This is a genomic window from Pseudoalteromonas sp. PS5 (genome assembly GCF_004103255.1).
GTDB classification, from domain to species: Bacteria; Pseudomonadota; Gammaproteobacteria; order Enterobacterales; family Alteromonadaceae; genus Pseudoalteromonas; species Pseudoalteromonas peptidolytica.
Map to the genome: position 1 here is coordinate 1 of NZ_RCSQ01000030.1, position 25,728 is coordinate 25,728.

Sequence of the window (25,728 nt, forward strand, 5' to 3'; positions counted from 1 at the left end):
TTATCCCGAGCTGGGGTTAATTAAGTGGTCTATTTTGAGGCGAGAAAATCTTGTCGATAACTCCGCTACCGCGTCCTGCTATCGCTAAGGTACCTACATCCATATAGGCAAGGCAAAAATTTTGCTATTTAGTTGTTCTAAATGAGAAATTTTTAACGCTGTTAGCGTCAGATTTACTCCTTCAAATTGAGCAAGTATTAAGTCAAATTGGTATAACATCGCGATGGTGATACCTGATTGAAAACGACCCTACAAGCTACTAGTAAGTCGCTTCTATAAAGTGATGAACGTCTCCTTATTCTCGAACTTTACCGTATTTTGTGTTACAAGTTACGGGTTCCTAACAAGTAAAAGAAAGGCAATTATGAAACTTAGACTGGCGCTCAGCGCACTCTCTGTTGCTGTACTTGCGGGCTGTGTTAGCACAAGCAATAGCCCTCAAGACATCGACACTGCGTATAACAGTATTAATGATGCTCAACTAAGAGCTCACATCAAAACACTCGCATCTGACGAATTTGGCGGCCGCGCACCGTCAACTAAAGGGGAAGAGCTAACACTTGCCTATTTAACCAAACATTTTAAAGCACTTGGCTATGAGCCTGGTAATGGCAATAGCTTCCTACAAGAGGTTCCCCTTGTCTCGCTGGAAGCAGACCCTAATATGACGTTAGAAATTGGTGGCAAAAGCTACGAATATAAAAAAGATATGGTGATGGGCTCTGCTCGGATCAGCGAACTTGAATCAATTACAGATTCAGAGCTTGTATTTGTTGGCTACGGTGTTAACGCGCCTGAGTACGATTGGAATGATTATGAAGGGCTAGATGTTAAGGGTAAAACAGTCGTCATGCTAGTCAACGACCCTGGGTTTGCTAACCCTGATTCAGGCAAGTTTACTGGTGAAGCAATGACTTATTACGGCCGCTGGACGTATAAATACGAGGAAGCTTCTCGTCAAGGTGCTGCTGGCGCTATTATTGTTCATGAAACCGCACCAGCTTCTTACCCATGGAGCGTAGTGGAAAACTCTTGGAGTGGACCACAATTTGGTTTCCAAAAAGAAAATAATAATATGGATCGTGTGGCTGTTGAAGGCTGGGTAACCGTTGACGTCGCAAAAGAATTATTTGAAAAAGCAGGGCTTGATTTCGAGACCGCTAAGGCAAAAGCGGCGCAAGGCGCATATCATGTCGATATGGGCAACCTCAGTGCCTCTGTCACAGTCAAGAACACGATTAAAAAATCTACTTCATATAACTTTATTGCTACCCTTCCTGGCAGTAAAAAATCTGATGAGCACATCATCTACTCTGCACACTGGGATCACTTAGGTATCGACCCAAACCGTAAAGGCGACCAAATCTATAACGGTGCTCATGATAACGCAAGTGGTACGGGTGGCATGATTGAAGTCGCTGAAGCCTTCACTAAGCTACCAACACGCCCTGACCGCTCAATTACATTTTTAGCGGTGACGGCCGAAGAGCAAGGCCTGCTAGGCTCTAAGTTTTATGCTGCAAACCCAGTGATCCCTGCAAAGCAAACTGTTGCTAACATCAATATGGATAGCCTAAACCTTTTAGGTAAAGTAAAAGACATCAGCGTTGTGGGTATTGGAAAGTCAGAGCTTGACGAAATGCTAGAAACAGCTGCAAAGGCGCAAGACCGTGCAGTCTCAGGCGATCCTCGCCCAGCGGCTGGTGGTTACTACCGTTCGGATCATTTCGCGTTTGCGAACATGGGCGTACCTGCAATGTATGCAGGTGGCGGAACTGAAGCTCGAGATGCCGCTACTGAAAAGTATCGCAAGCGCATGGGGCTGGTATTGCGTGGTTGTTATCATCAGCCATGTGATCGCTACCGTGACGAATGGGATCTAAGCGGTGCGGTGCAAGACCTGCAACTTTTCTTTAAAGTTGGCTATGATGTGTCTCAACAAAATGAATGGCCAAAATGGAAAGCAACCGCCGAGTTCCAAAGAAAATAATACAAATGATATTGATTTTCATTTAATTTAAATCTAAAGTGCAACTTAGATAATACACGGGTTGCACTTTATGCTTTCATCTCTTCTTCGATACTCTCAACCAGCACACATAGCTAAGGTGAGTTTATTGTTTAACAAACGTCTGGTTTTACCGATTTTCATCATCGTACTTTTGGCATTTGAAACAGCCAGACCTATTGTTCTTGGCGCACTAAGTGATGCTTTTTTTCAAGTCAGCGTCTTCGTTGCGGCCACTTTACTTATCTATTACTTTTTAGTTGATAAGATCCCACAACTCAACCTGAATTATCTCAGTGCTAAATCCCCTATTCTTGAAATTATCATGGCGTCAATATTAGGCGCTTTACCCGGCTGTGGTGGTGCAATCATCGTTGTTACTCAATTTACCAAAAAGCAAGCTAGTTTTGCCTCTGTTGTGGCAGTACTTACAGCAACGATGGGAGATGCCGCGTTTTTGCTATTGGCTAAGGAGCCGCTTACAGCCGTCATAATCATTACAATGGGCGTCGGTGTGGGCATTGCAAGCGGAGTTGCCGTGCACTTAATTCATAAACCCGACTTTTGTGTACCACAGCGTGTTAACAAAGTCGAAGAAGAAGCACTACATGTCAGTCGTGCTTTCAGTATCAGCCGTAAGGTTTGGAAATTATGTTTACTTCCAAGTCTGGTAATTGCACTGGCTATCGCGTTTAACTTTGACATGGCACCATTTGAAAACATAATAATATGGCTAGGCGCTATACTGTGCCTTTTCGCCGTCAGTGTTTGGGCACTAAGTTCAAAAGGTGTCAGTTATAAAGACATCACCTGTGAAGAGGGTGAATGCGACCCGCCTTCTAAGCTTACTCGGGTTTTACAGGACACGCATTTTGTCACCGCTTGGGTGGTTGCAAGCTTCTTACTCTACGAATTATCTACCGCATATTTAGGGCTTGATCTGGCTATGTGGTTTAAAGACTACGCTATCTATGCACCACTTGTAGCTATACTTGTCGGGCTGTTGCCTGGTTGTGGACCACAGATTGTTGTGACGACTCTGTATCTTCAAGGTGTGGTGCCCTTTAGTGCACTTGCAGCAAATGCTGTAGCTAACGATGGTGACGCGTTATTTCCTGCAATTGCACTGGCGCCAAGGGCAGCACTATTTGCTACTTTCTACTCAGCAGTGCCCGCATTTATTGTGGGCTACGGCTTATTTTATTTCTCACTGGGATGATAATGCCGAATGCCATTATCATCCACCATCACGTAACAGCTATCACGATTTTGGAACGCTTTGTAAAAGGTGTCATCATACAACAGCTTTTCACTTTTTGTATAACCGCCCGCCCCTTGATAGCTGACTAACATGTGGCACTGGTGACATATTAAGGGATTAACCAAGCGTTTGTCTGCGGCTTTAATTACTGCGGTGACCTCATATACTTTGCCTTGCTCTTTACTTTTGAACCAAGTCATATACTAATTTTGCTCCTATTAAATCACTTAATGCTGTTCCTACAGACTTAAACAAAGTAATTTCATGCTCATCACTTCGCCTGAGATTATTTTTAGCCATTTCGCTAAGCTCTGCAACTATCTTTTCGGCGCTGAATTTGCCTTCACTGATCGGCAATAATAGTTCGCCGGCTTCGTTTAATACATTAGCGCGACTGTCAACAAATACTCGACTTCTCACCACGGTTGTTGTATCGCACTCTCGACAATGCTTATGGTGATTACCAATACAATCTATATGCGTCCCCCCGCTTAGCCACTCGCCATCAAATAGTGGCGAATGACTACCAGTCGCGCAACTGATCACATCTGCTGATGCAATAACAGATGCAGTTGCCCGCTTGTAACGCACAAACTCAATATCTTGATATTGTGATGATAGCAACTCTACTAACTGACCACTTTTGTGTTCATTACGTGCAATTATGGAAACTTTAGAATAATTTCTGACGCTTAAATGAGCGTTTATCATATAACGCGCTAAATTTCCTGACCCGAAAAAGACCAAATGCTTAGCATCCTTCGGTGCCAGATAATCTGCTGCTAATGCTGACACTGCAGATGTTCTCCATAACGTTACCTCGGTGCCGTCCACCAATGCCAGCGGTTCACCAAACTCGCGCCCGAATAGCATGATTTTAGAGTAAAGTGTCGCTTTATCATGCTGGGGATTGCTCGGAAAATACGTAAATGCTTTGACCCCTATCACGTCTGCATTCCACGCGGGCAAAACAGCAAACGCATCATGATTATTACGGCTATCATCCAACTCAAAAACTTGTCGTGCAGGGGTGCCCGCGGCTTGTGCAAAACCGTGCTTAAGCGCCTGTATTAGCGTTGAGTAGTTAAGGTTATTTATTACTTCTTGGCGAGAGATAATCTGCATCTTGACTCCTTAGTTCGCGAGCTGAAAGTTTTGCGGAGCATGGGTTAAACATTTAAACCCACTTTCTGTCACTAAGACATCCTCTTCAAGCCTTATGCCGCCATAATTTGGAATATAAATACCCGGCTCAATGGTGATGATATTGCCAACTTCTAATTGATGGTCAACGCCAGGTTTGATAAATGGCTGTTCATGCAAAAATAATCCAACACCATGTCCCAAACCTTCACCTGCGTATTGTGCAAATGGACTATTACTGAGCACTTGATGCGAAGCTGTATTCAACTCGCTACAATTGACCCCAGGTTTTATCAGCTCAAGCGCTGCGTGCTGAGCTGCTTGCACTGTTTCAAACATTGATTGTTGCTGTTGGCTTGATTCACCAAGTACATAACTTCTTGTCATATCAGAACGATAACCGTTTATTACAGCACCAAAATCGATGAGCACTAAGTCTCCGAGGTTGAGTTTAGTATTACTTGGGTTTCCATGAGGGAGAGATGAGCGCGCGCCGAATAGTAAAATAGTATCGAAAGCGACGCCCTCAGAGCCTAATTTTTGCATCTGATATTCAAGCTCAATCGCAACTTCTCGCTCCGTAGCTCCCGCTTTGAGAAAACGCAATGTATGCGCAAGTGCAGAGTCTGCAATCTCTGCTGCCCGTTGAATACAGTGGATTTCATATTCATCTTTCACTTGTCTAAGCGATTCCACCCATAGCGGCGCGGCTATCAGCATCTGACTTTTTGAGCTGGTATTTAATGACAAAAAATCTGCGTGACTAATGTGATGCGCCTCAAATGAAACCTGACGTACCTTACCCAGCAACCTGAAAATACAGTTGGGCAAAGATTCTTCGTCACGATTTCTTAGCACAACCTCAACGCCGACGGCTTCATTGCCTGCACGCTCAAAATACCGGTAATCGGTGATCAGTTGATGTTGTCCATTAGCTCGCACAAGTAATGTTGCTGCGTGGCCTGTAAAGCCGGTCAAATACACAATATTTTCGTAGCCATAAACAATAAGAGCATCACTTTGATGTTGTTGTAACTTCTTAATTAAACGTTGTTGTCTGGCTGAATAGTTAACCTGCATAGAAGTCAGCACCCTTTTTATTGACCTGTTTTAATAAAAGTCATGTTCACTAAAATAAAGCGAGTGAACCGTACCCGTAAGTCCACTCTGTATCAAATTTTAGTCGAGAAAATAAGCCAAACAAACCTGTTTGGCTTTGGTATCTTTAAGAAAACTAAAATGTAAACCTTGCAACTAATGAAGCGTAACGCTCTGTTTGACGCAGTGTCGCTAGGCCATAGTCGGGGTTAACCACCAATCCATTGTCTCCATCTAATGAGCGTTGCTCGTTGATGTCCAATGCCTTATCACTGTTAAGTAAGTTATAAATTGTTCCCTTCAGCAATAAATCATGCCCAAGTACGTCAGTGGAGTAACTCAATGATACATCCACTATTGTCGCCCACGGTAATTCGCCAACGCTGCCGCGAGGTATGGCCTTACCATTTTCATCATAATGAGAAACATGGCCATAATCTTTACTTACACAATCATCCCATGGGCTGCCATTTCGGCAGCTATCCACACCAACTGGGTGTTTTGAAAAATAGTTCATCGGACGTCCTGAGGTGGTACGGGCAACCAATCCCAATGTAAACTCATCAGTAATGTCGTACGATCCAGATAGCTTTATTGAATGGCGGTGATCATTAGGCAAATTACCATAGCCGTTATCCATCAAATCAGCATAGTCATACGATGTTGTCCAACCGGGATCGGCTTGGTTATTGTCTGTCTTTACCAACCCCTCGGTGTTGCCGTAACTATGAGACCAAGTATAAGAGGCGTTTATTCTCAGCTTATCGGAAATATTTCCTTCCAAAGTGAATTCAAGTGCAAGATATTTACGAACGGCCTGCTGAAGTGCTAGTTCTTCAGCCGTTAGCGTAATATCATCAGCCTGCCCGTCGCCATCAAAGTCATAACTCATGGTGATAGCTTCACCAGGGTTGTTTAACACATAGTACGACCCCTGCCCTACATTGTCCTGTATACCTAGCTCTGCCAACTTCTTCGCAAGAACAGGGCCGACATCAGTATCTTCAACACTACGACCAAGATCACGATAAATTGCCCTCACACCAAAAGCCATATCATCAAAAATTGAGGTTTGATAACCCAAAGTAAATTCATCGGAATACATAGGCTTTAGAGAAGATGACGCAATTAGCCCCGGCTCTGTGATACCCCGTTGTCGCCATCGCCTGTCACGTAGCATTTCTCCACGACTTGGTGAACCATCTTGCAACAAAACAGGGTAACCATTACCATCAATTTGGTCTAGGTCAAAATATTCAAACCACTCTACTGATGCCGAGCCTTGAGTGATATTCATATTCGCGGAAACAGGCTGAAAGTACCGTCCATAGGTTACAAACACCTTAGACTCACCGTCACCATTTAGGTCATAAATTGCTTGCAACCTTGGTGCAAGTTGATTGTCCATATCAACAAATGCGCGGCCATCTGTAACCGTATTCTCAAATTGGCTGTACCTAAGTCCTAAATTGAAAACCAGTTGCTCTGTTACTTGCCATGAATCGTTGACATAAAACGCCAATGATTTCACCTCGGAGTCAACTGTGCGTGTCCTGACCCGACGCTCAATATAGTCTTGCCCAAGTGCAGCACCTGATATGCTATTTTCCCCTGCGGTCTTTACCGTCCACCACCCTTGTGCGTCTGCGAGTCCATTTTGTCCTTCAAAATACTCTACTTGTACTTTTGTGTAGTCAACCCCAAACAAAATTGCGTGATAATCTAAATCGATATTAAAGTCTAGCCGCGCTTGATCGCGTATAAATTCTTGTTCAGACACGCCACTGGCGGTGTGGCTCGATAGCGTTACTGTACTTCCCCGTTCGTCCCAGACCCCAGGAGCCGTTGATGCGACTATATTTTCGACATTTTCAGTCACTTGGCCTACCACTGCTGAAACCGAGAAGAAGTCACTCAGATAACCGTTATAGTTAACACTATATACTTTACCACCATCCTCCCCCGGGGCTGCCACACCTTGCTTATCACCTATGGTATTACGCTGCCAATCATAAGTGTAAGTTTGCCTTGTCCATTCTCGCTTGTTGTTCATTGCTGAAATACCAACAGAATGGTTTTCATTAATGAACCAATCTAACTTTGTGAACCAACGGTCTTCATCTCGGCTCCTATCATTGTAGGTCGTTTGTCCTGCCCAGCGACTGTCTTCTCTGCGGGGCGCAAATAAGCCGTAAAAAAACAGGCTATCTTCAATAATCGCACCGCTTGTCCAAACTTGAAGTGCTTTAAATGAATCATAATTCTGTTGTGTATTGAGATGGATTGTGCCGTTATCTAGGTAAGTAGAATCGTGATAACTATGTGATGACGAGGGGTCTATTCGTAATTCAGCGCCAAGTGTAAACTCATTATCCCCTGATTTAGATACTGCGTTCACTATTCCGCCTAATGCTCCGCCAAATTCAGGGCTGATCCCACCTGTTTTTATCTGAGTTTGCGCGATTGCCTCCCAAGGCAAGCGAATAGCTCCTAAGCCTGAGCGAATGCTTGTTACATTAAGACCATTAAAATAATAACCATTTTCTGCTGACGATGAACCGCCAAAGCTTGATGCGCCTTTAAACGCATCACCACCGGGCTGCGCAGTGCCTGGGGCCAGTAAAGCGATACTCTCAAAGCCTGTGTTAACTGGCATAACTTTTAGCTCAGAGTCAGTAAACGTGACCCCCGCAGTCGATGACCCCATATCAACCCTGCGAATAGCTGTACCTCTCACTGCTATTCTTTCTATATTTTGTCCTTCTTTTAACAGTTGCGCGTCTAAAATAATTGCCTGTCCGATACTAAGCTCGACATTCTTCTCCAAAAGCGTTTCAAATCCAGCTTTATTAATAGACACAGTATAGGTGCCAACAGGGAGGTTACGGATAGTATATTCACCATTAGTATTTGTCTTAACGCTAAACTTTAATCCTTTGGTGTTGTGCGTAAAAGTCAATTGAGCTTGTGCCAACTCAATACCTTGACCACTTTTGATACTGCCTTTTACTGTGCTATTACCATCAGCAGCGACAGCTGTTGATGCCCCCATTACCATTGATAGTGCGGATGCCAGGAGCGTTTTACTTAGAATGTGCGTTGTGTTTTTGTTATTACGCATTGTGTTGTCCTTATGTTCCTATTGATGAGTGTGTTTTTAGGTAACAAGCAAACAATACACAATAGATATATTGTATACAATATTAATTATTCAATTATTGCTGGTTTTATAGTTATTTGTTTTTAATGGTACTGAGGAGGACTATCCTTAGTCATGGTATTAAGAAGGAGAGGAAGACGTGTCTGATTGAACAGTGGCAGAACGAGTAAGGGGTACACGAATAGTAATTTCAACACCCTCGAACTTCGCGGTTTTACAACGGATCTCCCCTTTTAATAATTGCGTTACTAGGTTATACACAATATGCATTCCCAAACCACAGCCACCTTGATTTCGTTTGGTTGTTACAAATGGCTCAAATAACGTTTTTTCCATTATTTCGTCCATACCGATGCCATTATCACTATAAATAATACTCCAATGTGAACCGTTTTCCTCTACTGTTACTCGTACACACCCTGAGGCGCTATCTTCAAACCCGTGGATGACTGAGTTATTAAATAAATTTGCCATTATCTGGTAAATCGCACCGGGAAAAGTAGTAATGTTTATCGACCTATTTCCATCTATTTCCAATTGCACTTCTTTATTTTTGGCAAGTGGCTTTAATGAGTCAAAAACATCGTTGATATACTCAAGCAGGTTAATATCACGTTCTACTTCACTGGACTGATCCACTGCCACTTGTTTAAAGTTGCTGATCAAACTCTCAGCTCGTCTTAAGTTTCGTGTGACCAATAAGTAGCCTTCTTTTTGCGATGCAATGGAAGCGACTAAATCAGCTTGCTTTAGAGTTTTATTTTCTAGTTTATCAACTAGGTCAGACAAACAATCTTCATTATGAGACAGCGCTGTGATTGCTATACCCAAAGGTGTGTTAATCTCATGAGCTACACCTGCCACAACCACACCCAAAGAAGCCATTTTCTCACTTTCAATCAGCTCTTCTTGAGTTTGCTTTAGCTCAATCATAGCTTGTTCAAGTTTTTGATTCTTCTTGTAAAGCTCATCGGTTCTCATCGCCACTTTAATCTCTAATTGCTCATTTAGCGACTGCAGGGCCTGTTGATGTGCTTTGAGATCAGCTATATCCTTCAAAGCACCTGCAATGCGAAGTGCCTTATCATTTTCATCTCTTGCCACCACTTTCCCGCGGTCAAGCACCCAAACCCACTCACCATCTTGCCCTTTCACTCGAATAGCTAACTCGTATACATCTTCATTACCATCTACACAGGCTAGTAAGCGCTCTTCCAACAATACGCAATCCTTAGGATGCACAAACTGGTCTAACTCGCTTAGAATAAGTTTGTCTTGCAATTCGCCAAAGTTAATTTTTGGGTTGACACTATAGCGATATATGCAGCCAGACTCGACATGCCAATCCCATAGTTCATCGCCACTTGCCCACAGTGATAATTCCAAACGCTCTTGAAGGGCAGACATGGCTTGGTTATCTCTAAGCACCTTTCGATAGCGTTGCTGCCGCGCTCTAACAAACCCGACAATAATAAAAATAATAACTAGGCCGTATAATGCTTTTGAATATGTGTTCCACCAAAGCGGTGCATCAACATAAATACTGAACTCATGCACTGGGGACTGCATATTGAAACGATTGACGGTGTATGTTTCGACCCGGTATACCCCAGGCTCCAACTGAAGTAAATTAATTTGCCGTGCACCATTTGCAAGTTTTAACCATTTGTCACTCAGCCCCTTTATCCGATAATAGAAGCTTAATTTTTCAGAACCAAAATCGAGACTCGAATACTGTAAAGAAATAATATTTTGGTCATGACGCAAGTGCAGTTCACTGGCCAATTCCGGTGCGACTGGCAATATCCCATTTGGGCTAGGCTTTATTGGCTCCCCAAGCAACTCTATTGTTGAAACCAAAATAGGTCTCGCACTATTTGAAATAGATACATTTTGAGGGAAAAACTGGTTGAAGCCTTTGGCTCCCCCCATAAAAATTCTACCGTCAGGGGCTTTCCATGCCGCGTTATAATTAAACTCATGAGCTTGTACACCATCAATAGGTAAAAAGTTATCTATTGCAAAGTCCATCACATTCACACGGGATAACCCGCCGCTTGTACCCAGCCACATATATTCGTAGTCATCATACACAAGCCCCCAAACAGCCTGATTACCTAACCCATCTTGTTCGCCAATGGTTTTTACTACTTGCATATCTTTATCAACAAGGCTTACTCCTGCTTCGCTTGCAATCCAAAGCCGTTGCCAAGGGTCTTCATCAATCATAAAAACTAAATTTGATTTCAGGCCATCTTGAGTCGTGATGTTGTGTAACTGACCTTTGCTATATTTAAATAACCCCTCACCAATAGAGCCAAACCACAGGTCTTGACCTACGACTTTAAACGAAGAAACATGTGAGGGTGTATCTGGACGATTCTCAAAAAATGGTAATAAACGATTGGACTCGTTATCAAAACGCATAAGGCCAAGCGTTCTTGAGCTGACTAATATTTGTGATTGGTACTTTGTTATATCATTAAAGCTTAGTTCAGGGCCGTTTTCCGAGTCTGGCTGCAAATGCAGATATTCTCCTTGCAATAAGCCATATTTTATCACCCCGTCTCCTCTGGTCGTTAGCCACAAGGTATCGTTATAGATTTTTACTTGAGTAATAAAACTACCCTTTATCGCTGAAAGGCTAGGAAATAGCCGATAGGCCTCAATAAAACTAGACTGTTGATAAATATATAACCCTGATGAAGTTCCAATCCAAAGTCGTTCACTACTGTCCAGTGCAAAGTTGCGCACATCTGGGTGACCAAGCGGTGCATGGGGGAAGTTTTGTTCTCCAACGTGACCAAATGACTCGCTCAATTGGCTGAAAAAATGTAACCCTTGAGATTCAGTACCAATCCATAAATCGCCATTGCGATCTCTTTGTACACTTAATATATTATTATCTTGTAAGCCATCATTTTGTTCGGCGCGACGATACCAATGACGTTTGATATTCCCCTGTAGATCCAGTACAAAAACACCATTATTTGACGCGACTAAAATCTCATTCGTACGCACTTTAACTTGGAAAATGCTAAAGTTTACTTTGTCGCTAATGACTTTTTTCCAAAGCACTTTATTGAACTTAGTGTCAAAAGCAATTATTTGTTCTTCATCATCAACCGCAAATATACGTCCATGAGACAGCGATAACGTCTTAAACTCACCGTCTAAAATAACCTTTGCACCGACTTTATCTTTTGGCTGGCTAACTAGGCCGTCGGCATTAAGATAAACAAATGCGTTCCTTGTTTCTTGTACATCGCGGACAAACTTGCCAGTTAAATATAACTTCTCAGGTTCAAGAGTTTGGTAGTTAACACGATAGGCATCCCCCTCTTCCGTTGACACCGTCACCGATTCGCCATAACAAGCAACTTTTTTTACTCTATCTGAGTTAATCGCATCATTGTAGGCAGCCAAAATAGATCGAAATAATCCAGCCTCCGCGTCATACACGCTAAGCCCTGTACTCGTTCCAATCCAGATGTATTTGCCGCTATGACAAAGAGAGGTGATAAAGCCTCCAGAGAGGTGATTTTTAGAGTTTTGTTTTACTTCAAATTGGATAAAATCATGGCCATCAAACCGGTTCAACCCAGATTGTGTTCCAACCCAAATGTAGCCAAGTTGATCTTGTGTGATTGCTGTAATTGTCACTTGGCTCAAACCAGAGCTGTAATCATAACGACGCATCACTTGTGCTGTATCGCTAAATTCTGGAAAGCTAGCGATGCTAGGTAAGCTCAACAACATACTCAATAGCAATACACCAATTCGGCCTATTCTATTCGTCAATGCAGTTGCTGTGAATTGATACCTAAGTCGGATCATATTTTGTTGATGTTTGCTTTCATTACACTAACTATAGCAAAAGCAAAAAAAGCGTATCATTTTTTCAAAGGTGATACCATTTACATCACGTAAATGACTTAGTTTATAAACAGCAATAGCTGAAGTAGCGGCACAAAAAAATTACAACGTAATACCAATTTGACTTAATACTTGCTCAATTTGAAGGAGTAAATCTGAAGCTAATAGCGTTAAAAATTTCTTATTTAGAACAACTGAATAGCAAAATTTTTGCCTTGCCTAAAGGGATGTAGGCACCTTACCGATAGCAGGACGCGGTAGCGGAGTTATCGACAAGATTTTCTCGCCTCAAAATAGACCACTTAATTAAGAAAATTGGTATAACTCGCGCCCGATTGATTTCTTTAAATTCGGTAAGTAGTAAAAGTTTAACTGAAAAACTTAGGACTCAAGTTTTGAGCCCTAAAGGTAAAATAGTTAGAGTTCAAAATGGCTATGGATCCCAGTGCCATGAAGCAGTTCGTATTTTTCAAGTAAGCCGTTATCCAGGGTGACTAAACTAATTGCCGAGTCTGAGACCAAATAACCATGGTCTTTGATAGAGGAAGGATGTTTGCTAACAGACAGTTGCCAACGTTTAGTAAATAAATTTAGCGGACTATATTTGGCATACAAAATGGTATCTAGTTTGTCTAACACCTTGATCAATGGCTTTGGAAATTCATTTTTGATACCGGAAGCGGTAAGTTGCCAAATTCGGTTGTCATGACGGCCAAAACGCGCTTGAACCGAGAAACAAAATGAATAGTGTACATCACCAGATAAGATAATTGTTTCTTTCGGGGTATCAGGGCGCTTGAAGATTTCAATTAGCTTTCTTGCAGCGCCTTCGTGTGCCATCCAGTTTTCAACATCCACCATTAAAGGTTCACCACAGGCATTAAAGACAGCTTGAATCGTCTCAATCGCTTTAACGCCAAATACAGGGGCTGGACTGACCATCAATACTGCACGATGATCGATAAGCGTATCTTGCAACTCCATCAACATTTCCCAGTCTAGAAGGCCACTTGGTTCATTAAAGTTTTGTTCGTTGCGCCAACGATGTGTACGGGTGTCTAATACCACTACCTTTGGAAAGGTATCTAGGCAATAATGCCAACGGGTAAAACGACGTACTTGCCTATCGAACGCATCAAATTGCCACTTTTTCTCATGTAAGCTGTTTTTAAAACCGTCAAGCAGCGCACGACTTTGCTCAAAAGCATCGTTTCCGATCCCTTGAAATAACCAATAGCTGATCACACCATTATTCACTATCCTGCGGCTCACTTTATGATTTGCAATGGCCTGCTCCCACTTTGCTGTTAAGTTCCAGTCATCCGTCACATCATGATCGTCGAACATCATCAGAGTGGGTACATTTGCACAAAGACGCTCGGCGCTTGATAAGGTATTAACAAAGTCCTTTATGGCAATAAGCTCAGAGTCAAATACTCGTTTATTGCGCTCGTTATTTCCCTCATAGACTAGCGCATCAAAGTCGACAAGCTGCCACGCAGTATGAGAAAAGTTTAATAAATAACAAGCTACAAACTCTTCGAAGAAGATAAGGTGATTAAACGCTTTCACGCTTGAGAAGTGTGCTTCATCCTTTCGAAACCAATACCCTGCAGAAAACTTTGAACGTGATTGCCAAGGCGTTTTTGGTAAGTATTGATGACGCTGATATAACTGAGCTTGCGCATCATCTGGTAGCTCAATCTCCAGTCTTGTTTCCGTGAAGAGGTCTAGACGTTGGATCAGCTGCCGGATAGCGAGGAGTGTGGCTCCTGCAACGTCATCTGCATATATCTGATCACCTGAAAAAATACATAAGTCAGCCCCTATCTCTCCTAGTTCACGTTGCTGTGCTTGCCACAGATCGGCTGTATGCAAGCTGTCTTTCGAGTGGTGGTGTGGGTTGCGACAAGAGCCGTGTAAAATGTGAGTTAACTTATCAGGAACCGCAAATTGCAGCATTTCGCCATAACGCAAATACTCTGGACTAAAAGTATTTTCATTGATTAACAACACATAGCTTATGAGTGTATTTGTTGGCAAACTATTTTTTGGGCGTACCAGAAGTGTGTACAAGAAGCACGCACCGCCCAGCTGTATTTCTTCAACGTCACAATCGCTTTCAAAGCCCGTGAGTTTTACGTCAGCACTAACCGCTTCGCTGGTGGCAAATTGAATACAAACTGTACTTTTATCGACGCGCCTAAGTAAAGGCGCCATCAATACCAGTGGTAGCTGATTACGTTGTGCTGCCATGTTGGCGGTTTACCAAGTTGAACAACGAATAGAAATTATTGCTAGTCTGCTGAGCCACTTCTTTATAGCTAACCCCTTTTAGATCCGCGATAAAATACGCCACATCTTGCACATATGCAGGCTGGTTAGTTTTGCCTCTGTGTGGAACAGGAGCCAAATAAGGAGAGTCTGTCTCAATCAGCAGCCTATCCATAGGAATTTGCTTTACCACATCTTGTAATGCTCTGGCATTTTTAAATGTCACAATACCAGAAATCGAGATATAAAAGCCCAAATCCAAAGCTTGCTTGGCCATTGGCCAGTCTTCAGTAAAGCAATGTAATACGCCACCACAATTTTGCGCATTGTGCGCTTTCATAATATCGATTGTATCGCTTTTGGCGTCACGAGTATGAATAATAAGTGGTTTTTGTAACTGATTTGCCACCTCAATATGGCCAGCAAAGCTCTCTTGCTGCACTTGATGAGTCTCTTTGGAATAATAATAATCTAAGCCAGTTTCACCAATAGCAACGACTTTTTCGTTATTAGCCAAGTTACGGAGCTTATCAATATCTAGTTTATCTTTTTGGTCTAGGGGGTGTACACCACAAGAAGCTGATACATCGTCAAATCCAGAAATTTTCTCGAGCATAGCGGGAAACTGCTCTAGAGTAACGCTAACACATAGGAAATGTTCGACCTGTTTTTGTCTCGCATTATGTAATACTTCTTCAAGGCTTAAGCCTAATTTATCAAAATCTAATCTATCTAAATGACAGTGAGAGTCTACAATCATACTGGCTCTACATTGTGTAAGTGGGTTTATCTGAGTTCAAGGCTGCACCCAGTAATTTATTTATTTTATCGTTTAAAGCTGGCGCGTCAACAAACGCCACACCAACTCCTGGTGGATTAGAGTTTTGTGCCCCTTGTGGAGTTAACCATGCCACAATGACCTCCACCTCATCAGCTTCTAACGCATCAGGAAGCGTGACTCGTAGTGTTAACTCCTGTCCCATCTCAAAATGGGCATTTGACTTAATGAATATACCCCCTGACTTCAAGAACGGCATATAACAGCGATAGAGCTCATCCAAGTCTTCAAAATCCGCAAGTAACTCTTGCATGTACCACCTCTTTATAACTGTTTTTGTAAGGCAAAAAGCAAATTTGAAATGCTAAGGCTTTGATTTAACCCTAACACATTTTTTTGTTCATACATAAAACGATGTATAAGGTTTAATAACGCTTGATACTGTGTAAAGCTGAGGCCCGCTTCTGATAGCATCGCAGACTTAACACGACTTAGCAAAAAGCGTGCAAATACATCACTCAACGAAGTGTGTTTTAATAGTATCTTTTCAACTTGCAATGCACTCTCGCCATCGAGCTTATTCGCTGCGTTAAATAACTGTGTTACCTCATCGATAAGCCCTTCCTTTTGCCACCCTGAAATCACAAAGGGCTGAAGTGAAAACTCTTGGATCCAAGGAAGGTTAGACCCGAGATCGTGCTCTGCCAACCATTTTGCAGCTTCTGTCAAACTCGGCGAGTGAATTGTCACTTTGTTGCAGCGGCTTAACACCGTCGCTGGCAATTTGCTATCATCATCACTGGTTATGAGTAAATATCTGTTAAAATTAGGCTCTTCCAGTGTTTTTAATAACGCATTTGCCGCAGAATGTGTCATCAGATGTGCCTGCTCGATTAGCGCAACTTTACTCCCCCCTTGCTGAGCTGAGTGGTTTAAAAAGTTGGTGATATCTCTGATCTCATCTACACCTATCGATTTACCATCAGGCGCGATAATAAGTTTGTCAGGGTGACTACCGGCAAGATTGAGGCTGCATGCTTTACAGCTCCCACAGGCAGTCAGTGTCTCAGCCCTATTGCAAAGCAAGGCATTAGCCAAATGTCTAGCGAGTACGCCTTTGCCTACGCCTTTTTTACCCGACAACAAGTGTGCATGATGCAAACGGCCAGCTTGCTGCGCTTGGGCTAGTTGATTAAGGGGAGTATGATGCCAACTTGCAAGCATATTACACTCTCGAGCTTAACTTAATATGTTGATCAATAAGCTTATCTACAAGTTCAATACTCTGCGCAAGCACGGTTGATTTACTCTGACTTGCATCAATTACAGTAAAGCGCGTTGGGTCATTTTTTGCCTGTAGCAAGTAACCTTCCCGGGCACGCTGCAAAAATTGTTGCTGCTCATCTTCTAGCCTATCTAACCCTTCCCCTCTTGACTTGACTCGCTTTAGTCCCTCTTGGGGGTCAAGATCTAATATGAGGTTCATGTCTGCTTTAAAATCTCCCAACGCGAGCCGATTAATCGTCGTTATGGTGTTGAGATCCAGACCTCGTGCGTAGTGTTGGAAACTAAACGTCGCGGCGTCAAATCGATCTGAAATAACCACTTTACCTTGTTCAAGGGCTGGAATGATTTTTTCCCGCACATGCTGTGCTCGCGCCGCAGCAAACAACATCAATTCTGCCATTTCAGTCATTTCGGGTGTCGAAGGATCGAGAATGATTTCACGAATTTTTTCAGATATTTTTGTTCCACCTGGCTCTCGAGTCATCACAACTTCAATACCACGTTGTTTTAGGTGCGTTTCTATGCCTGAGATAACAGTTGTTTTACCTGCACCATTGCTGCCATCACAGGCCAGCATAAACCCTTTATTCATAACAAGGTTGTACTCATCATTCTTATTTGCTGTGTATTTTATCGTGTTTCTGGAAATTATTCATCGCTGTTCTCATTATAATTAACACAATAACATGACTATTCAACCTGAGCTTCGGATAAGTACCTATCATCATTTTGCTAGGCAAAGCAGTGATTGAAGAATTCACTAAGACTTATAGACATAGATAAAAACCATCCCCTACTTTGCCGATTTCACCTGTATTGATTCCAAGCGCAGAAATATAGACTACACTGACAAAGAACCAATACCTGCGCGATAGAGACATACTTATACCAATTTGACTTAATACTTGCTCAATTTGAAGGAGTAAATCTGACGCTAACAGCATTAAAAATTTTTTATTTAGAACAACTAAATAGCGAATTTTTTGCCTCGTTATCGACAAGATTTTCTCGCCTCAAAATAGACCACTTAATTAAGAAAATTGGTATTATTAAACTCACTACGGAATAGTTATTTTATGCAAGGTCGATTAATTTGTACTATTTTGCTGCTCTTGAGTCTTCACAGTGGTGCTATCCAAGCGAAAGCCAATGTCAGCATTGACATTGCAGTTGGCCTAGAAAATTTTGATTTTCAGCCACTTTTTGAAGAGTTTAGTGCGCAGACAGGCATCAAAATAAACATTTTAGCTTTCAATAATAACCAACTAAAAAGTGAGCTATTACAATACGCAGATGCGATGCAACTCCCCGATGCTGTAATTATTCCCAGTGATTATATGGGCTTGTCTGAATTACGGTTTTCAACTATACCGTCAAGTTGGCTTGCAGATAAACTCACACTGCGCGTCAAAAACACGAGTAAAGTGGGCGGAGTAATAAAAGGCATCCCCCTCATGTATGGTAATCATCTAGTACTCTACTATAATCGCTCGCTTGTACCCGAGCCAATAACAGATCTCCAACACTACATCCAGCAAGGCCACTTTAAAGCGCCCGAGTTAGGGTGGAATTTTTATGAAATGTATTGGTTTATTACCTTTGTGAACGCTCTACAGGAAGAGGTTATTTTATCTGATCAGCCTCATCTCGACACGAGAGCGATGCGTTTGGCCTTATCAAATTACCAGTTACTGCTAAACAGTGGCATTATTGACGCAGATTGTGCGTACCAGTGTTTAATGAATCGTTTTAAAAGTGCGCAATTACGCTACTTTGTGAATGGCATTTGGGCGTATCAACAACTCAAAGATACTCTAAAAGATAACTTAGCAATCGCTTCCTTACCAAGATGGGGAGGGCATCAGCTCATCTCGTTTGCATCATCCCACGTTTTGGCTTTTCCTGCGAACGCAGTCGAATCGGAAAAAAAGCCGCATTTGAAATTACTAGTTGAATTTATGCAAAGCCAACGTGTTCAAGATCGTCTTTGGGATGAGTTAAAAGCGCTACCAACAAATTCTGACAGCCTAGACAAGTTAACAAAGCGAAAAGATATTGCGTTAATACAGTTAATCGCCTCACTTAATCATACTTACCCACAACCTAATGAACCCATTATGGCCTATATTTGGGAAGCCATACTCAAAGGCCTAACACGCTATTTAGGTGGGGTGTATAGCGTTGAAGATACCACTGAGTATATGCAGTTTATCGTCACAAAGTCGCAGAAAAATGAAACAAAAGCACAGCATCGTTAAAGAAATAAAAAGAAAAATTACGACATTATTCTCAATTTTTTTATTGATTCTAGTCGCGATGGTTAGCTTTGCTCTGTTAGAACAACAAGCAGCACTCATACAGGAAGACCTTAAAAGAAAAGGAAACAGTCTGATCAACGATTTTAAAGCACAAATCAATGAATTGATCTATCAGCTCGCACCGATAAGTGAAGACTACATACTGTCAAGTTTGCCCAACAACTTATTATACACTCAGCATGCGATCAAGGTACTCACACAGGTTGTTGATAATAACGCGATGATTAAATCCGCTTTTATTAATGATGGCTCTATTTTTACAGTAGAGGGATACCCGTTTTACACCTTAAAATGGAACAGCAAAGTTTTCTCTGCATACACTAATCAAGTGCTATCAGAACAAATGCGAACACTCAAAATTAAAAAACGTGTCGTATCGATGGCCGATATTAACGGCTCCCAAACAAAAGAAGCAAAGTTATTCTTAGAAATACCGCTCAGACAAAAGCAGTCATCTTTGATGCGCCCGTATAACCACACTGGCGTACTCTTTCTTGAACTTGATTTACAGCCATTCTTCGAAGCGAGCGAAAATAGCGGTATTATCTCGTTAAAAAGTGGCGATTTAACGTTAGAAGGGAGCGCAGAGCTGCGACATGACCAAACTGATTATCAAGATATTATATATTCTGCTGATGAGGACAGGATAAAACTAGAGCTGTTACTACATCGTCAATCCACCCCTTTTTCAAATGACATCATCAGAGCAATATTACTCATCATATCTTTTGGTTTGATTTTAGTTGCGCTACTAGTTTGGTATTTAAGAAAGTTGTCAAAACGGCTCATTAATCCAATGTTGATGTTGGAGCGCCACTGTGATCGGTTGAAGCAAGGCAACTATGTAACGACTACTCACGACTTTGAATTTAAGGAATTGCAAACATTACAAGTTACGCTTAACCAATTAGCCAAGCAAATTAAGTTGCAAATTAGCTCTTTAGAACATGAAAAAATAAAAGCGCAAAGCTCTGAACGCGCCAAAGCCTTCTTTCTAACCAATATGAGCCATGAATTAAGGACACCACTTAACGGTATTTATGGCGTATTTCAGCTAATGAAACATCATAGCGATGCGATCAACTCAAACGAATTGATCACTCAAGGAATGACATCAACAAAAACATTACTCAGTTTATTAAACGACTTACTCGACTTCTCAAAAATTGAAGCGGGTGAATTAAAAGTGGAGACTGTTGCAGTTAATTTGATCCGTATCGCAACGGAAGTTAAACATGAATTTATTCATACGGCTGACAATCTCAAGGTACCCTTGATAGTTGATTGTGAAAAACTAACCTCCCCTTACAGGTTGGCAGATCCTTTGAGGCTAAAACAAATCCTCCGTAATTTGGTCTCAAATGCGGTCAAATTCACCAGTTCTGGAGAGATCCGTATAGTCATGAAAGATGCTGGAAAATTAGTATCTATACAAGTTATTGATACCGGCGCAGGCATTAATAAAGCGACCGTCGACAGCTTATTTAAGCGCTTTCAACAGGCGGATCCCTCTACAACGAGAAAATATGGTGGAACAGGGCTAGGACTTGCCATCGTAAAACAACTTACTGAGCTGATGGGTGGCACCATTTGTGTACAAAGTGAAGAAGGTGTTGGTAGTGAATTTAAACTTGAGCTAAACCTAAGTATTTGCGCTACACCTTTGCTGCACGCACACCAAGATATACATGCCGTCCCCCAACTCAAAGATAAAAACTTATTGTTGGCCGAAGATAACCCGTTAAATCAGAAAATATTTAGCGCAATGATAAAGCCAACTCAAGCCCAGCTAGTTATCGCCAAAGATGGTGAGGAAGCGATAGAACTATATAAAAAAAGAAAGCCCGATATTTTCTTTATCGACATTCAGATGCCAAAAAAAGACGGCTTGGAGGTATGCGCAGAAGTTAGGCTTGATAACAAGCAGATTCCATTAATTGCGGTGACTGCAAATGTAATGTCAGGAGAGCTTGAAAGTTATCAAAAGCTTGGCTTTGATGCCTGCGTTGCAAAGCCTATCGATATGAAAAAGCTCTATGAAGTAATTAATACACTCATCCAGTAAAGGGCACTTTTGCCCTCCTTCAAACAAAAACATGTATTAAGATCATAATAATTTCAATATATTCACATTAGGTAAACATTGAATGTGTCACGCTCCGGTAATCAACTTGTGGTGTGGCTAAAAAACAGTAGTGATATTATCGACAGGGTTTTATCGCCTCAAAATAAATCATAAAATTAAGAAACTTGGCATTCAAATTTAAAGCTTATCACGCAGCCAACGCCCAGATTCACCCCTTAGCATTCAAAATTACTAATTGACCAGATATTCAACTTCATAGGAGTCAGAAGGAATGACAACCATTGTTTATAACGCCATTACAGCAGAGATAGCCTGTGATAGCAGAACCACTACAGACAAGATTATTGTTACAGATAATGCCCAAAAATGGTTTGACCACAATGGCTGGAGGGTATTTTGCACAGGTCAAACGTGCGATATACATAACCTAGAGCACAACTTTACCAACAGCCAGTTTGACAAAATAGAGAGTTTAGAATTTATAAAATATCATCCACACAAAGGGGTGTGGTATGGCTATGTGAAACATGGCACCTGCAAATCAGAGCCACTAACACAATCCTATGCTATTGGCTCTGGTCAGCAAGCAGCGATGTTTGGCCTTCTCAGCGGTTTTGATACCGTTGAAATTATTGAACAGGTCAAACAGATTGATTTTCGAACCGGTGGAGCGGTTCACAATTTTAAAACCACCCTCCCACTTACAACAGGTTGAGCCAATATTGAAAAAACTGGCCCAACAAAGCAGCATGGGCTTAAATCACAGATAACTCAACTGCAATATTTCCGCGCGTAGCATTTGAATAAGGACATACTTCATGAGCCTTGTCGACCAATGCGCGCGCCGTTTCTTTGTCTAATTCCCCAACTGAAACAGCTAACTTGACTGCAATCCCAAAACCGCCCTCAATCGGCCCTATAGCAACCTCGGCATTAATATACGTATCATCTGGCAATGTCACTTTTGCCTTTCCCGCAACTAGTTTTAATGCACCAATAAAGCATGCTGCGTAACCTGCTGCAAATAATTGCTCTGGATTAGTACCTTGACCGTCATCGCCACCAAGTGCTTTGGGTGTTGATAACTCGATATCAAGACGACCATCATCAGACTTTGCAGTGCCTTCTCGTCCACCAGTCGCGGTCGCGTTAGCTGTATACGCTATACTCTGAAGTGCTTTCATCTTGTTCTCCTCAATTTCATACCATTTGGATAATCACTCAAATGCTAGCAAACACAGCCTGTACTCCAGATGAGTCATGCTTGTTGCTAACAATTTATTTTGCACGCAAAATAATATGCGAAAGCATTTAGAATTGCAAATACTTTGCATGCAAATTAAAATACCTTATCAATACAGTAATAAAAGAATACGATGAATTACGCACAACTAAATTTAGATAGACAAATTTGTCATCGTTTATACATGGCTTCTAATGGCATTGCCCGAGCATACCGAGGATCTCTACTTGAGCTTCAACTCACTTATCCGCAATATGTGGTCATGATGGCGCTGTGGGAGCAAGACGAAATCAGCATTGCTGAATTACTAAAAAAGACGGCTATCGATGGCGGCGCAATGACACAGATTTTAAAGAAAATGACCGACAAAGCGTTGCTTACTATCGTTAAAGATGAGCAAGATAAGCGCAAGCGGGTTGTAAAACTGCAAGTTAAAGGTAACGAATTACGACATCAAGCAGCGAGCATTCCAGAACAAATTCGCTGTAAATTTCCGAGTATCAATGAGGACAAAGCAACAGCACTTATTGCGCTACTAGATTTGATCAATCAAGATTTAGCGAGCACTGAATAAACATATTTTTATGAGGGGTGTTCATCTGTATAAGCCATAAAAGTGGTCTCAAACTGACGCTCTCTTTCTCGGTGTATTCGAATGCAGTGCATCTAAGATAGCCTTACTTCAGTGACGCAATTATCACTCAAAGATGATAACGTTTAAAAAGTCGCTTGCAAGTGCTGCAAAAATGCCGTGATTTTTTTTGCAAGGTGTTTTCGTCCCGCGTACAGCGCATAGAGCACGAGATCTTCTGGCGGATGCTCCAAGTTTATTGGTATAAGTTCGCCTTTTTCGATTTCAGATCTACATGCCTCTACTGGTAAAATAGCAAAACCAAGTCCTTCCAGCGCTGCTAATTTAGCCACACTTCCACTGTTTACTCTAAAGCTTGAATTAACATGTAGCGTTTTTAACCGCCCATCTTCTAATTTAAATATCCAAGGTGTTCCGTTTAACGCGGAGAGTGTTGAGATGCAAGGTAAACCCTGCATATCTGATAAAGTAAATGGGGGCACATGTTTTTTAAGTAGGTTAGGCGCAGCAACTACAACGCTTGGTAATCGCGCAAGCGCTCTTACCACCCAGTTGCTATCTTCAAGGTTACCACGATGGAAGTAGAGCACGAGGTCAAATCCATCGAGTAAACTCTCCCTTGGACTAAGGCTAGTATCACAGCTGATTGAGACTGAAGGATAAGCGCTACAAAATGTCACGATTGCCCTACCAAGTATTGGTATATCGGGCATCAATATGCGCAAATGCCCTGTCGGCGTGCTTGCATGTCTAGTTACTTCTTGCATCGCATCTGATAATGACTCAAGCAGCGGCTTTGTACTCTCATACAGTTGCTCACCAGCTTCCGTGACAGAAATCCTTCTTGTTGTGCGCTCCAATAATCTTGTATCAAGCTTTTCCTCTAGTAAGGCGATATGTCTACTTACATTTGAAGTCGGGATCCTTAAAAGCTCGGCGGCTTGTTTAAAGCTCACACATTCATAAACACAATGAAAACTCTTTAACCACTGATGATCTACTTGGTCAGTCATTTTATTAGCCCAAAAAGTGGGTTTATGCATCCAATATAACGCACTTTATTACCTTAGTGAGGTTAATACAATCATATTCTCTTTTGTTAATTTGATTATGGATATATATGCTTTCAGCCTCGTTAAACAACTCAGTGCACTCAAGTGTCACACTTGGATTATGTTTTGCCATACATTTTCTACTCGCTTTGGATGCTTTAATCATTGTTCCTTTTAGCGCGCAAATGGCGCTTAGCACTCATACCACCCCTGCAAATTCAGGACTATTAGTTGCAGTTTATGCAGTTACTGCCTCACTCGTTTGTTTATGGGTTCGTGGCGGTGAAAACGTTGCTAACGAAAGTCGCAAACTCATTAGTCTACTACTCGCAGCCGCGTTTTTTACGCTTTGCGCTGCGTTGCTCAATAGTTTTTACTCGCTTCTAGTTGTACGAGCATTAACCGGCCTTTGCGCGGGTGCAGCACTTGTACTTAATCTTAATCTTGTTGTTTTGCTCAGCGACCACCACAACAAAAAAAGAAATACAGCGATATTACTAAGCACATTTCCTTGTGCCCTTGCGATAGGAATACCCGTACTTTTATTTATCACCGAGCATGTCGGCTGGCAGTCGAGTATATTTCTATTAGGCTGCTGCTTGACTATCACTGCGCTGCTGTTTCTGTTAATTTTTATGCAAAAGCATAAAAGAAATATACCAGCGAATGTCAATCATGAATGTCAAATAAAACAAAACAACAACCATCTATTTAATAAAAAGCTAAGCTTTGCCCTACTCTTTAGCTTTGTTGTTGTGATGAGCACATTTATCATTTCAACTCAGTTTCCCGTCATGCTAATAACCAACTTCAGCATTTCCAATACTTCACTTAGTTATTGCTACCTACTCAGCGGTGTGTGCTCATTTATTGTCATTCAGCTATATGCGAGAAGTAAGTTTAGTAATAGAACCACATCGTATTTAGTTTACTTCCTAAGTGGGGTTATGCTACTGACTGTGTTGGTTGGCTTTAATACAAGTCGAAGTACATTCTCAGCGGCACTTTTTATACTCTTTATCATTGCGAGCTCTTGTCGTTCAATGATTTTGGTAACAGAACTTATTGTTGCTTTACAGGCGCAAGAGCGTAGTGCCTTTATTAGTTTACAAAATGCAATTCAACACTTTGCAATTGCTGCAAGCGGTATCTTCGCAAGTCTATTGGTCAAAACTGAAGACAATCAAACACTGAATTTTAACACCCTAGTCGCTGTAGCTACCCTATTAATCAGTGTGACGATAGTCATGTGGAAGCATGTTAACAGATTAGGCCATAATTTCACCAGCGAGAGTCAGTAATTGAGTATTAGATAACTCGATTCTATAAGTCTTGTACCAATTATCTTGATTAGAAGGCCTATTTTAAGACAAAGATTTTGCTATTTTGTTGTTCTAAATAAGAAATTTATAACGCAATTAATGTCAGATTTACTCCTTCAAATTGAGCAAGTATTCAGGCCAATTGGTATTACTCTACACGCCCCCCTATGCGATAATACTCGTGAATACGATTCCTTCATGGTGGTAACTTATTTACCACCATATACACA

General features: G+C 41.7%; 19 protein-coding genes. 7 read left to right on the forward strand and 12 right to left on the reverse strand.

What is annotated here, in order from left to right; translation table 11 throughout:
* Positions 1 to 364: 364 nt before the first annotated feature.
* Together D9603_RS03715 and D9603_RS03720 are read left to right on the forward strand one after the other, a co-directional pair.
* On the forward strand, positions 365 to 1,990 hold the full coding sequence (locus tag D9603_RS03715; protein ID WP_128730222.1) for a M28 family metallopeptidase: 1,626 nt from the start codon (positions 365 to 367) through the stop codon (positions 1,988 to 1,990).
* A gap of 70 nt (positions 1,991 to 2,060) precedes the next feature.
* Positions 2,061 to 3,227: a putative manganese transporter gene (locus D9603_RS03720; RefSeq protein WP_128730224.1), complete on the forward strand. Its 1,167-nt coding sequence runs from the start codon at positions 2,061 to 2,063 to the stop codon at positions 3,225 to 3,227.
* Here D9603_RS03720 and D9603_RS03725 read toward each other — a convergent pair.
* The 10 genes from D9603_RS03725 to tmk form a co-directional block, all read right to left on the reverse strand.
* The gene (locus tag D9603_RS03725) at positions 3,209 to 3,469 is read right to left on the reverse strand and encodes a hypothetical protein (RefSeq protein WP_128730226.1); all 261 of its coding nucleotides are present in this window, start codon (positions 3,467 to 3,469) and stop codon (positions 3,209 to 3,211) included. The two genes, D9603_RS03720 and D9603_RS03725, sit on opposite strands and share 19 nt — an antisense overlap.
* The gene (locus tag D9603_RS03730; protein ID WP_128730227.1) at positions 3,450 to 4,394 is read right to left on the reverse strand and encodes an ornithine cyclodeaminase family protein; all 945 of its coding nucleotides are present in this window, start codon (positions 4,392 to 4,394) and stop codon (positions 3,450 to 3,452) included. Before D9603_RS03730 ends, D9603_RS03725 begins: the two co-directional genes overlap by 20 nt.
* A gap of 9 nt (positions 4,395 to 4,403) precedes the next feature.
* Positions 4,404 to 5,492 (reverse strand): Xaa-Pro peptidase family protein, encoded by a 1,089-nt coding sequence (locus D9603_RS03735; protein ID WP_128730229.1) that lies wholly within the window; start codon positions 5,490 to 5,492, stop codon positions 4,404 to 4,406.
* A gap of 154 nt (positions 5,493 to 5,646) precedes the next feature.
* Positions 5,647 to 8,631: a TonB-dependent receptor gene (locus D9603_RS03740; protein WP_128730231.1), complete on the reverse strand. Its 2,985-nt coding sequence runs from the start codon at positions 8,629 to 8,631 to the stop codon at positions 5,647 to 5,649.
* A 159-nt stretch (positions 8,632 to 8,790) separates the two neighbouring features.
* The gene (locus D9603_RS03745) at positions 8,791 to 12,429 is read right to left on the reverse strand and encodes an ATP-binding protein (RefSeq protein ID WP_128730322.1); all 3,639 of its coding nucleotides are present in this window, start codon (positions 12,427 to 12,429) and stop codon (positions 8,791 to 8,793) included.
* Positions 12,430 to 12,963: 534 nt separating this feature from the next.
* Entirely contained in the window at positions 12,964 to 14,802 is a 1,839-nt protein-coding gene (locus D9603_RS03750; RefSeq protein ID WP_128730233.1) for an alkaline phosphatase D family protein, read from the reverse strand.
* On the reverse strand, positions 14,786 to 15,580 hold the full coding sequence (locus tag D9603_RS03755; protein WP_128730235.1) for a YchF/TatD family DNA exonuclease: 795 nt from the start codon (positions 15,578 to 15,580) through the stop codon (positions 14,786 to 14,788). The genes D9603_RS03750 and D9603_RS03755 overlap by 17 nt, the downstream gene beginning before the upstream one ends.
* Positions 15,581 to 15,587: 7 nt before the next feature.
* Positions 15,588 to 15,911: a PilZ domain-containing protein gene (locus tag D9603_RS03760; protein ID WP_125251442.1), complete on the reverse strand. Its 324-nt coding sequence runs from the start codon at positions 15,909 to 15,911 to the stop codon at positions 15,588 to 15,590.
* Between the two features lie 11 nt (positions 15,912 to 15,922).
* The gene (gene holB, locus D9603_RS03765) at positions 15,923 to 16,822 is read right to left on the reverse strand and encodes a DNA polymerase III subunit delta' (protein WP_128730237.1); all 900 of its coding nucleotides are present in this window, start codon (positions 16,820 to 16,822) and stop codon (positions 15,923 to 15,925) included.
* Between the two features lies 1 nt (position 16,823).
* Positions 16,824 to 17,477 (reverse strand): dTMP kinase, encoded by a 654-nt coding sequence (gene tmk, locus D9603_RS03770; protein WP_128730238.1) that lies wholly within the window; start codon positions 17,475 to 17,477, stop codon positions 16,824 to 16,826.
* A 484-nt stretch (positions 17,478 to 17,961) separates the two neighbouring features.
* On the opposite strand from tmk, the gene D9603_RS03780 reads away from it, so the two are divergent.
* The 3 genes from D9603_RS03780 to D9603_RS03790 all read left to right on the forward strand — a co-directional run bounded on the left by D9603_RS03780 (position 17,962) and on the right by D9603_RS03790 (position 22,004).
* Positions 17,962 to 19,143, forward strand: coding sequence for an extracellular solute-binding protein (locus D9603_RS03780; protein ID WP_125251446.1), 1,182 nt, complete (start codon positions 17,962 to 17,964; stop codon positions 19,141 to 19,143).
* Complete coding sequence (locus tag D9603_RS03785; RefSeq protein WP_128730241.1) at positions 19,118 to 21,268, forward strand: ATP-binding protein; 2,151 nt, start codon at positions 19,118 to 19,120, stop codon at positions 21,266 to 21,268. The genes D9603_RS03780 and D9603_RS03785 overlap by 26 nt, the downstream gene beginning before the upstream one ends.
* 292 nt (positions 21,269 to 21,560) lie before the next feature.
* Positions 21,561 to 22,004: a hypothetical protein gene (locus tag D9603_RS03790; RefSeq protein WP_128730243.1), complete on the forward strand. Its 444-nt coding sequence runs from the start codon at positions 21,561 to 21,563 to the stop codon at positions 22,002 to 22,004.
* A 40-nt stretch (positions 22,005 to 22,044) separates the two neighbouring features.
* Here the strand turns inward: D9603_RS03790 and D9603_RS03795 are convergent, their stop codons facing one another.
* A complete protein-coding gene (locus D9603_RS03795) occupies positions 22,045 to 22,473 on the reverse strand; it encodes an organic hydroperoxide resistance protein (RefSeq protein WP_128730245.1) in 429 nt (142 codons plus the stop codon).
* Positions 22,474 to 22,665: 192 nt separating this feature from the next.
* Here D9603_RS03795 and D9603_RS03800 point away from each other — a divergent pair, with 192 nt between their 5' ends.
* Entirely contained in the window at positions 22,666 to 23,106 is a 441-nt protein-coding gene (locus tag D9603_RS03800) for a MarR family transcriptional regulator (RefSeq protein WP_128730246.1), read from the forward strand.
* 143 nt (positions 23,107 to 23,249) lie between these two features.
* On the opposite strand, the gene D9603_RS03805 is transcribed toward D9603_RS03800, so the two are convergent.
* Positions 23,250 to 24,137, reverse strand: a complete 888-nt coding sequence (locus D9603_RS03805; RefSeq protein WP_128730248.1) for a LysR family transcriptional regulator — start codon at positions 24,135 to 24,137, stop codon at positions 23,250 to 23,252.
* Between the two features lie 107 nt (positions 24,138 to 24,244).
* Here D9603_RS03805 and D9603_RS03810 point away from each other — a divergent pair, with 107 nt between their 5' ends.
* Positions 24,245 to 25,477, forward strand: coding sequence for an MFS transporter (locus D9603_RS03810; RefSeq protein ID WP_128730249.1), 1,233 nt, complete (start codon positions 24,245 to 24,247; stop codon positions 25,475 to 25,477).
* Positions 25,478 to 25,728 lie beyond the last annotated feature (251 nt).

Bases quoted from the DNA above. Each gene is read 5' to 3' on its own strand.
- D9603_RS03715 (WP_128730222.1), top strand. From the start codon at position 365: ATGAAACTTAGACTGGCGCTCAGCGCACTCTCTGTTGCTGTACTTGCG.
- D9603_RS03720 (WP_128730224.1), top strand. From the start codon at position 2,061: ATGCTTTCATCTCTTCTTCGATACTCTCAACCAGCACACATAGCTAAG.
- D9603_RS03725 (WP_128730226.1), bottom strand. From the start codon at position 3,469: ATGACTTGGTTCAAAAGTAAAGAGCAAGGCAAAGTATATGAGGTCACC.
- D9603_RS03730 (WP_128730227.1), bottom strand. From the start codon at position 4,394: ATGCAGATTATCTCTCGCCAAGAAGTAATAAATAACCTTAACTACTCA.
- D9603_RS03735 (WP_128730229.1), bottom strand. From the start codon at position 5,492: ATGCAGGTTAACTATTCAGCCAGACAACAACGTTTAATTAAGAAGTTA.
- D9603_RS03740 (WP_128730231.1), bottom strand. From the start codon at position 8,631: ATGCGTAATAACAAAAACACAACGCACATTCTAAGTAAAACGCTCCTG.
- D9603_RS03745 (WP_128730322.1), bottom strand. From the start codon at position 12,429: ATGTTGTTGAGCTTACCTAGCATCGCTAGCTTTCCAGAATTTAGCGAT.
- D9603_RS03750 (WP_128730233.1), bottom strand. From the start codon at position 14,802: ATGGCAGCACAACGTAATCAGCTACCACTGGTATTGATGGCGCCTTTA.
- D9603_RS03755 (WP_128730235.1), bottom strand. From the start codon at position 15,580: ATGATTGTAGACTCTCACTGTCATTTAGATAGATTAGATTTTGATAAA.
- D9603_RS03760 (WP_125251442.1), bottom strand. From the start codon at position 15,911: ATGCAAGAGTTACTTGCGGATTTTGAAGACTTGGATGAGCTCTATCGC.
- holB (WP_128730237.1), bottom strand. From the start codon at position 16,822: ATGCTTGCAAGTTGGCATCATACTCCCCTTAATCAACTAGCCCAAGCG.
- tmk (WP_128730238.1), bottom strand. From the start codon at position 17,477: ATGAATAAAGGGTTTATGCTGGCCTGTGATGGCAGCAATGGTGCAGGT.
- D9603_RS03780 (WP_125251446.1), top strand. From the start codon at position 17,962: ATGCAAGGTCGATTAATTTGTACTATTTTGCTGCTCTTGAGTCTTCAC.
- D9603_RS03785 (WP_128730241.1), top strand. From the start codon at position 19,118: ATGAAACAAAAGCACAGCATCGTTAAAGAAATAAAAAGAAAAATTACG.
- D9603_RS03790 (WP_128730243.1), top strand. From the start codon at position 21,561: ATGACAACCATTGTTTATAACGCCATTACAGCAGAGATAGCCTGTGAT.
- D9603_RS03795 (WP_128730245.1), bottom strand. From the start codon at position 22,473: ATGAAAGCACTTCAGAGTATAGCGTATACAGCTAACGCGACCGCGACT.
- D9603_RS03800 (WP_128730246.1), top strand. From the start codon at position 22,666: ATGAATTACGCACAACTAAATTTAGATAGACAAATTTGTCATCGTTTA.
- D9603_RS03805 (WP_128730248.1), bottom strand. From the start codon at position 24,137: ATGACTGACCAAGTAGATCATCAGTGGTTAAAGAGTTTTCATTGTGTT.
- D9603_RS03810 (WP_128730249.1), top strand. From the start codon at position 24,245: ATGCTTTCAGCCTCGTTAAACAACTCAGTGCACTCAAGTGTCACACTT.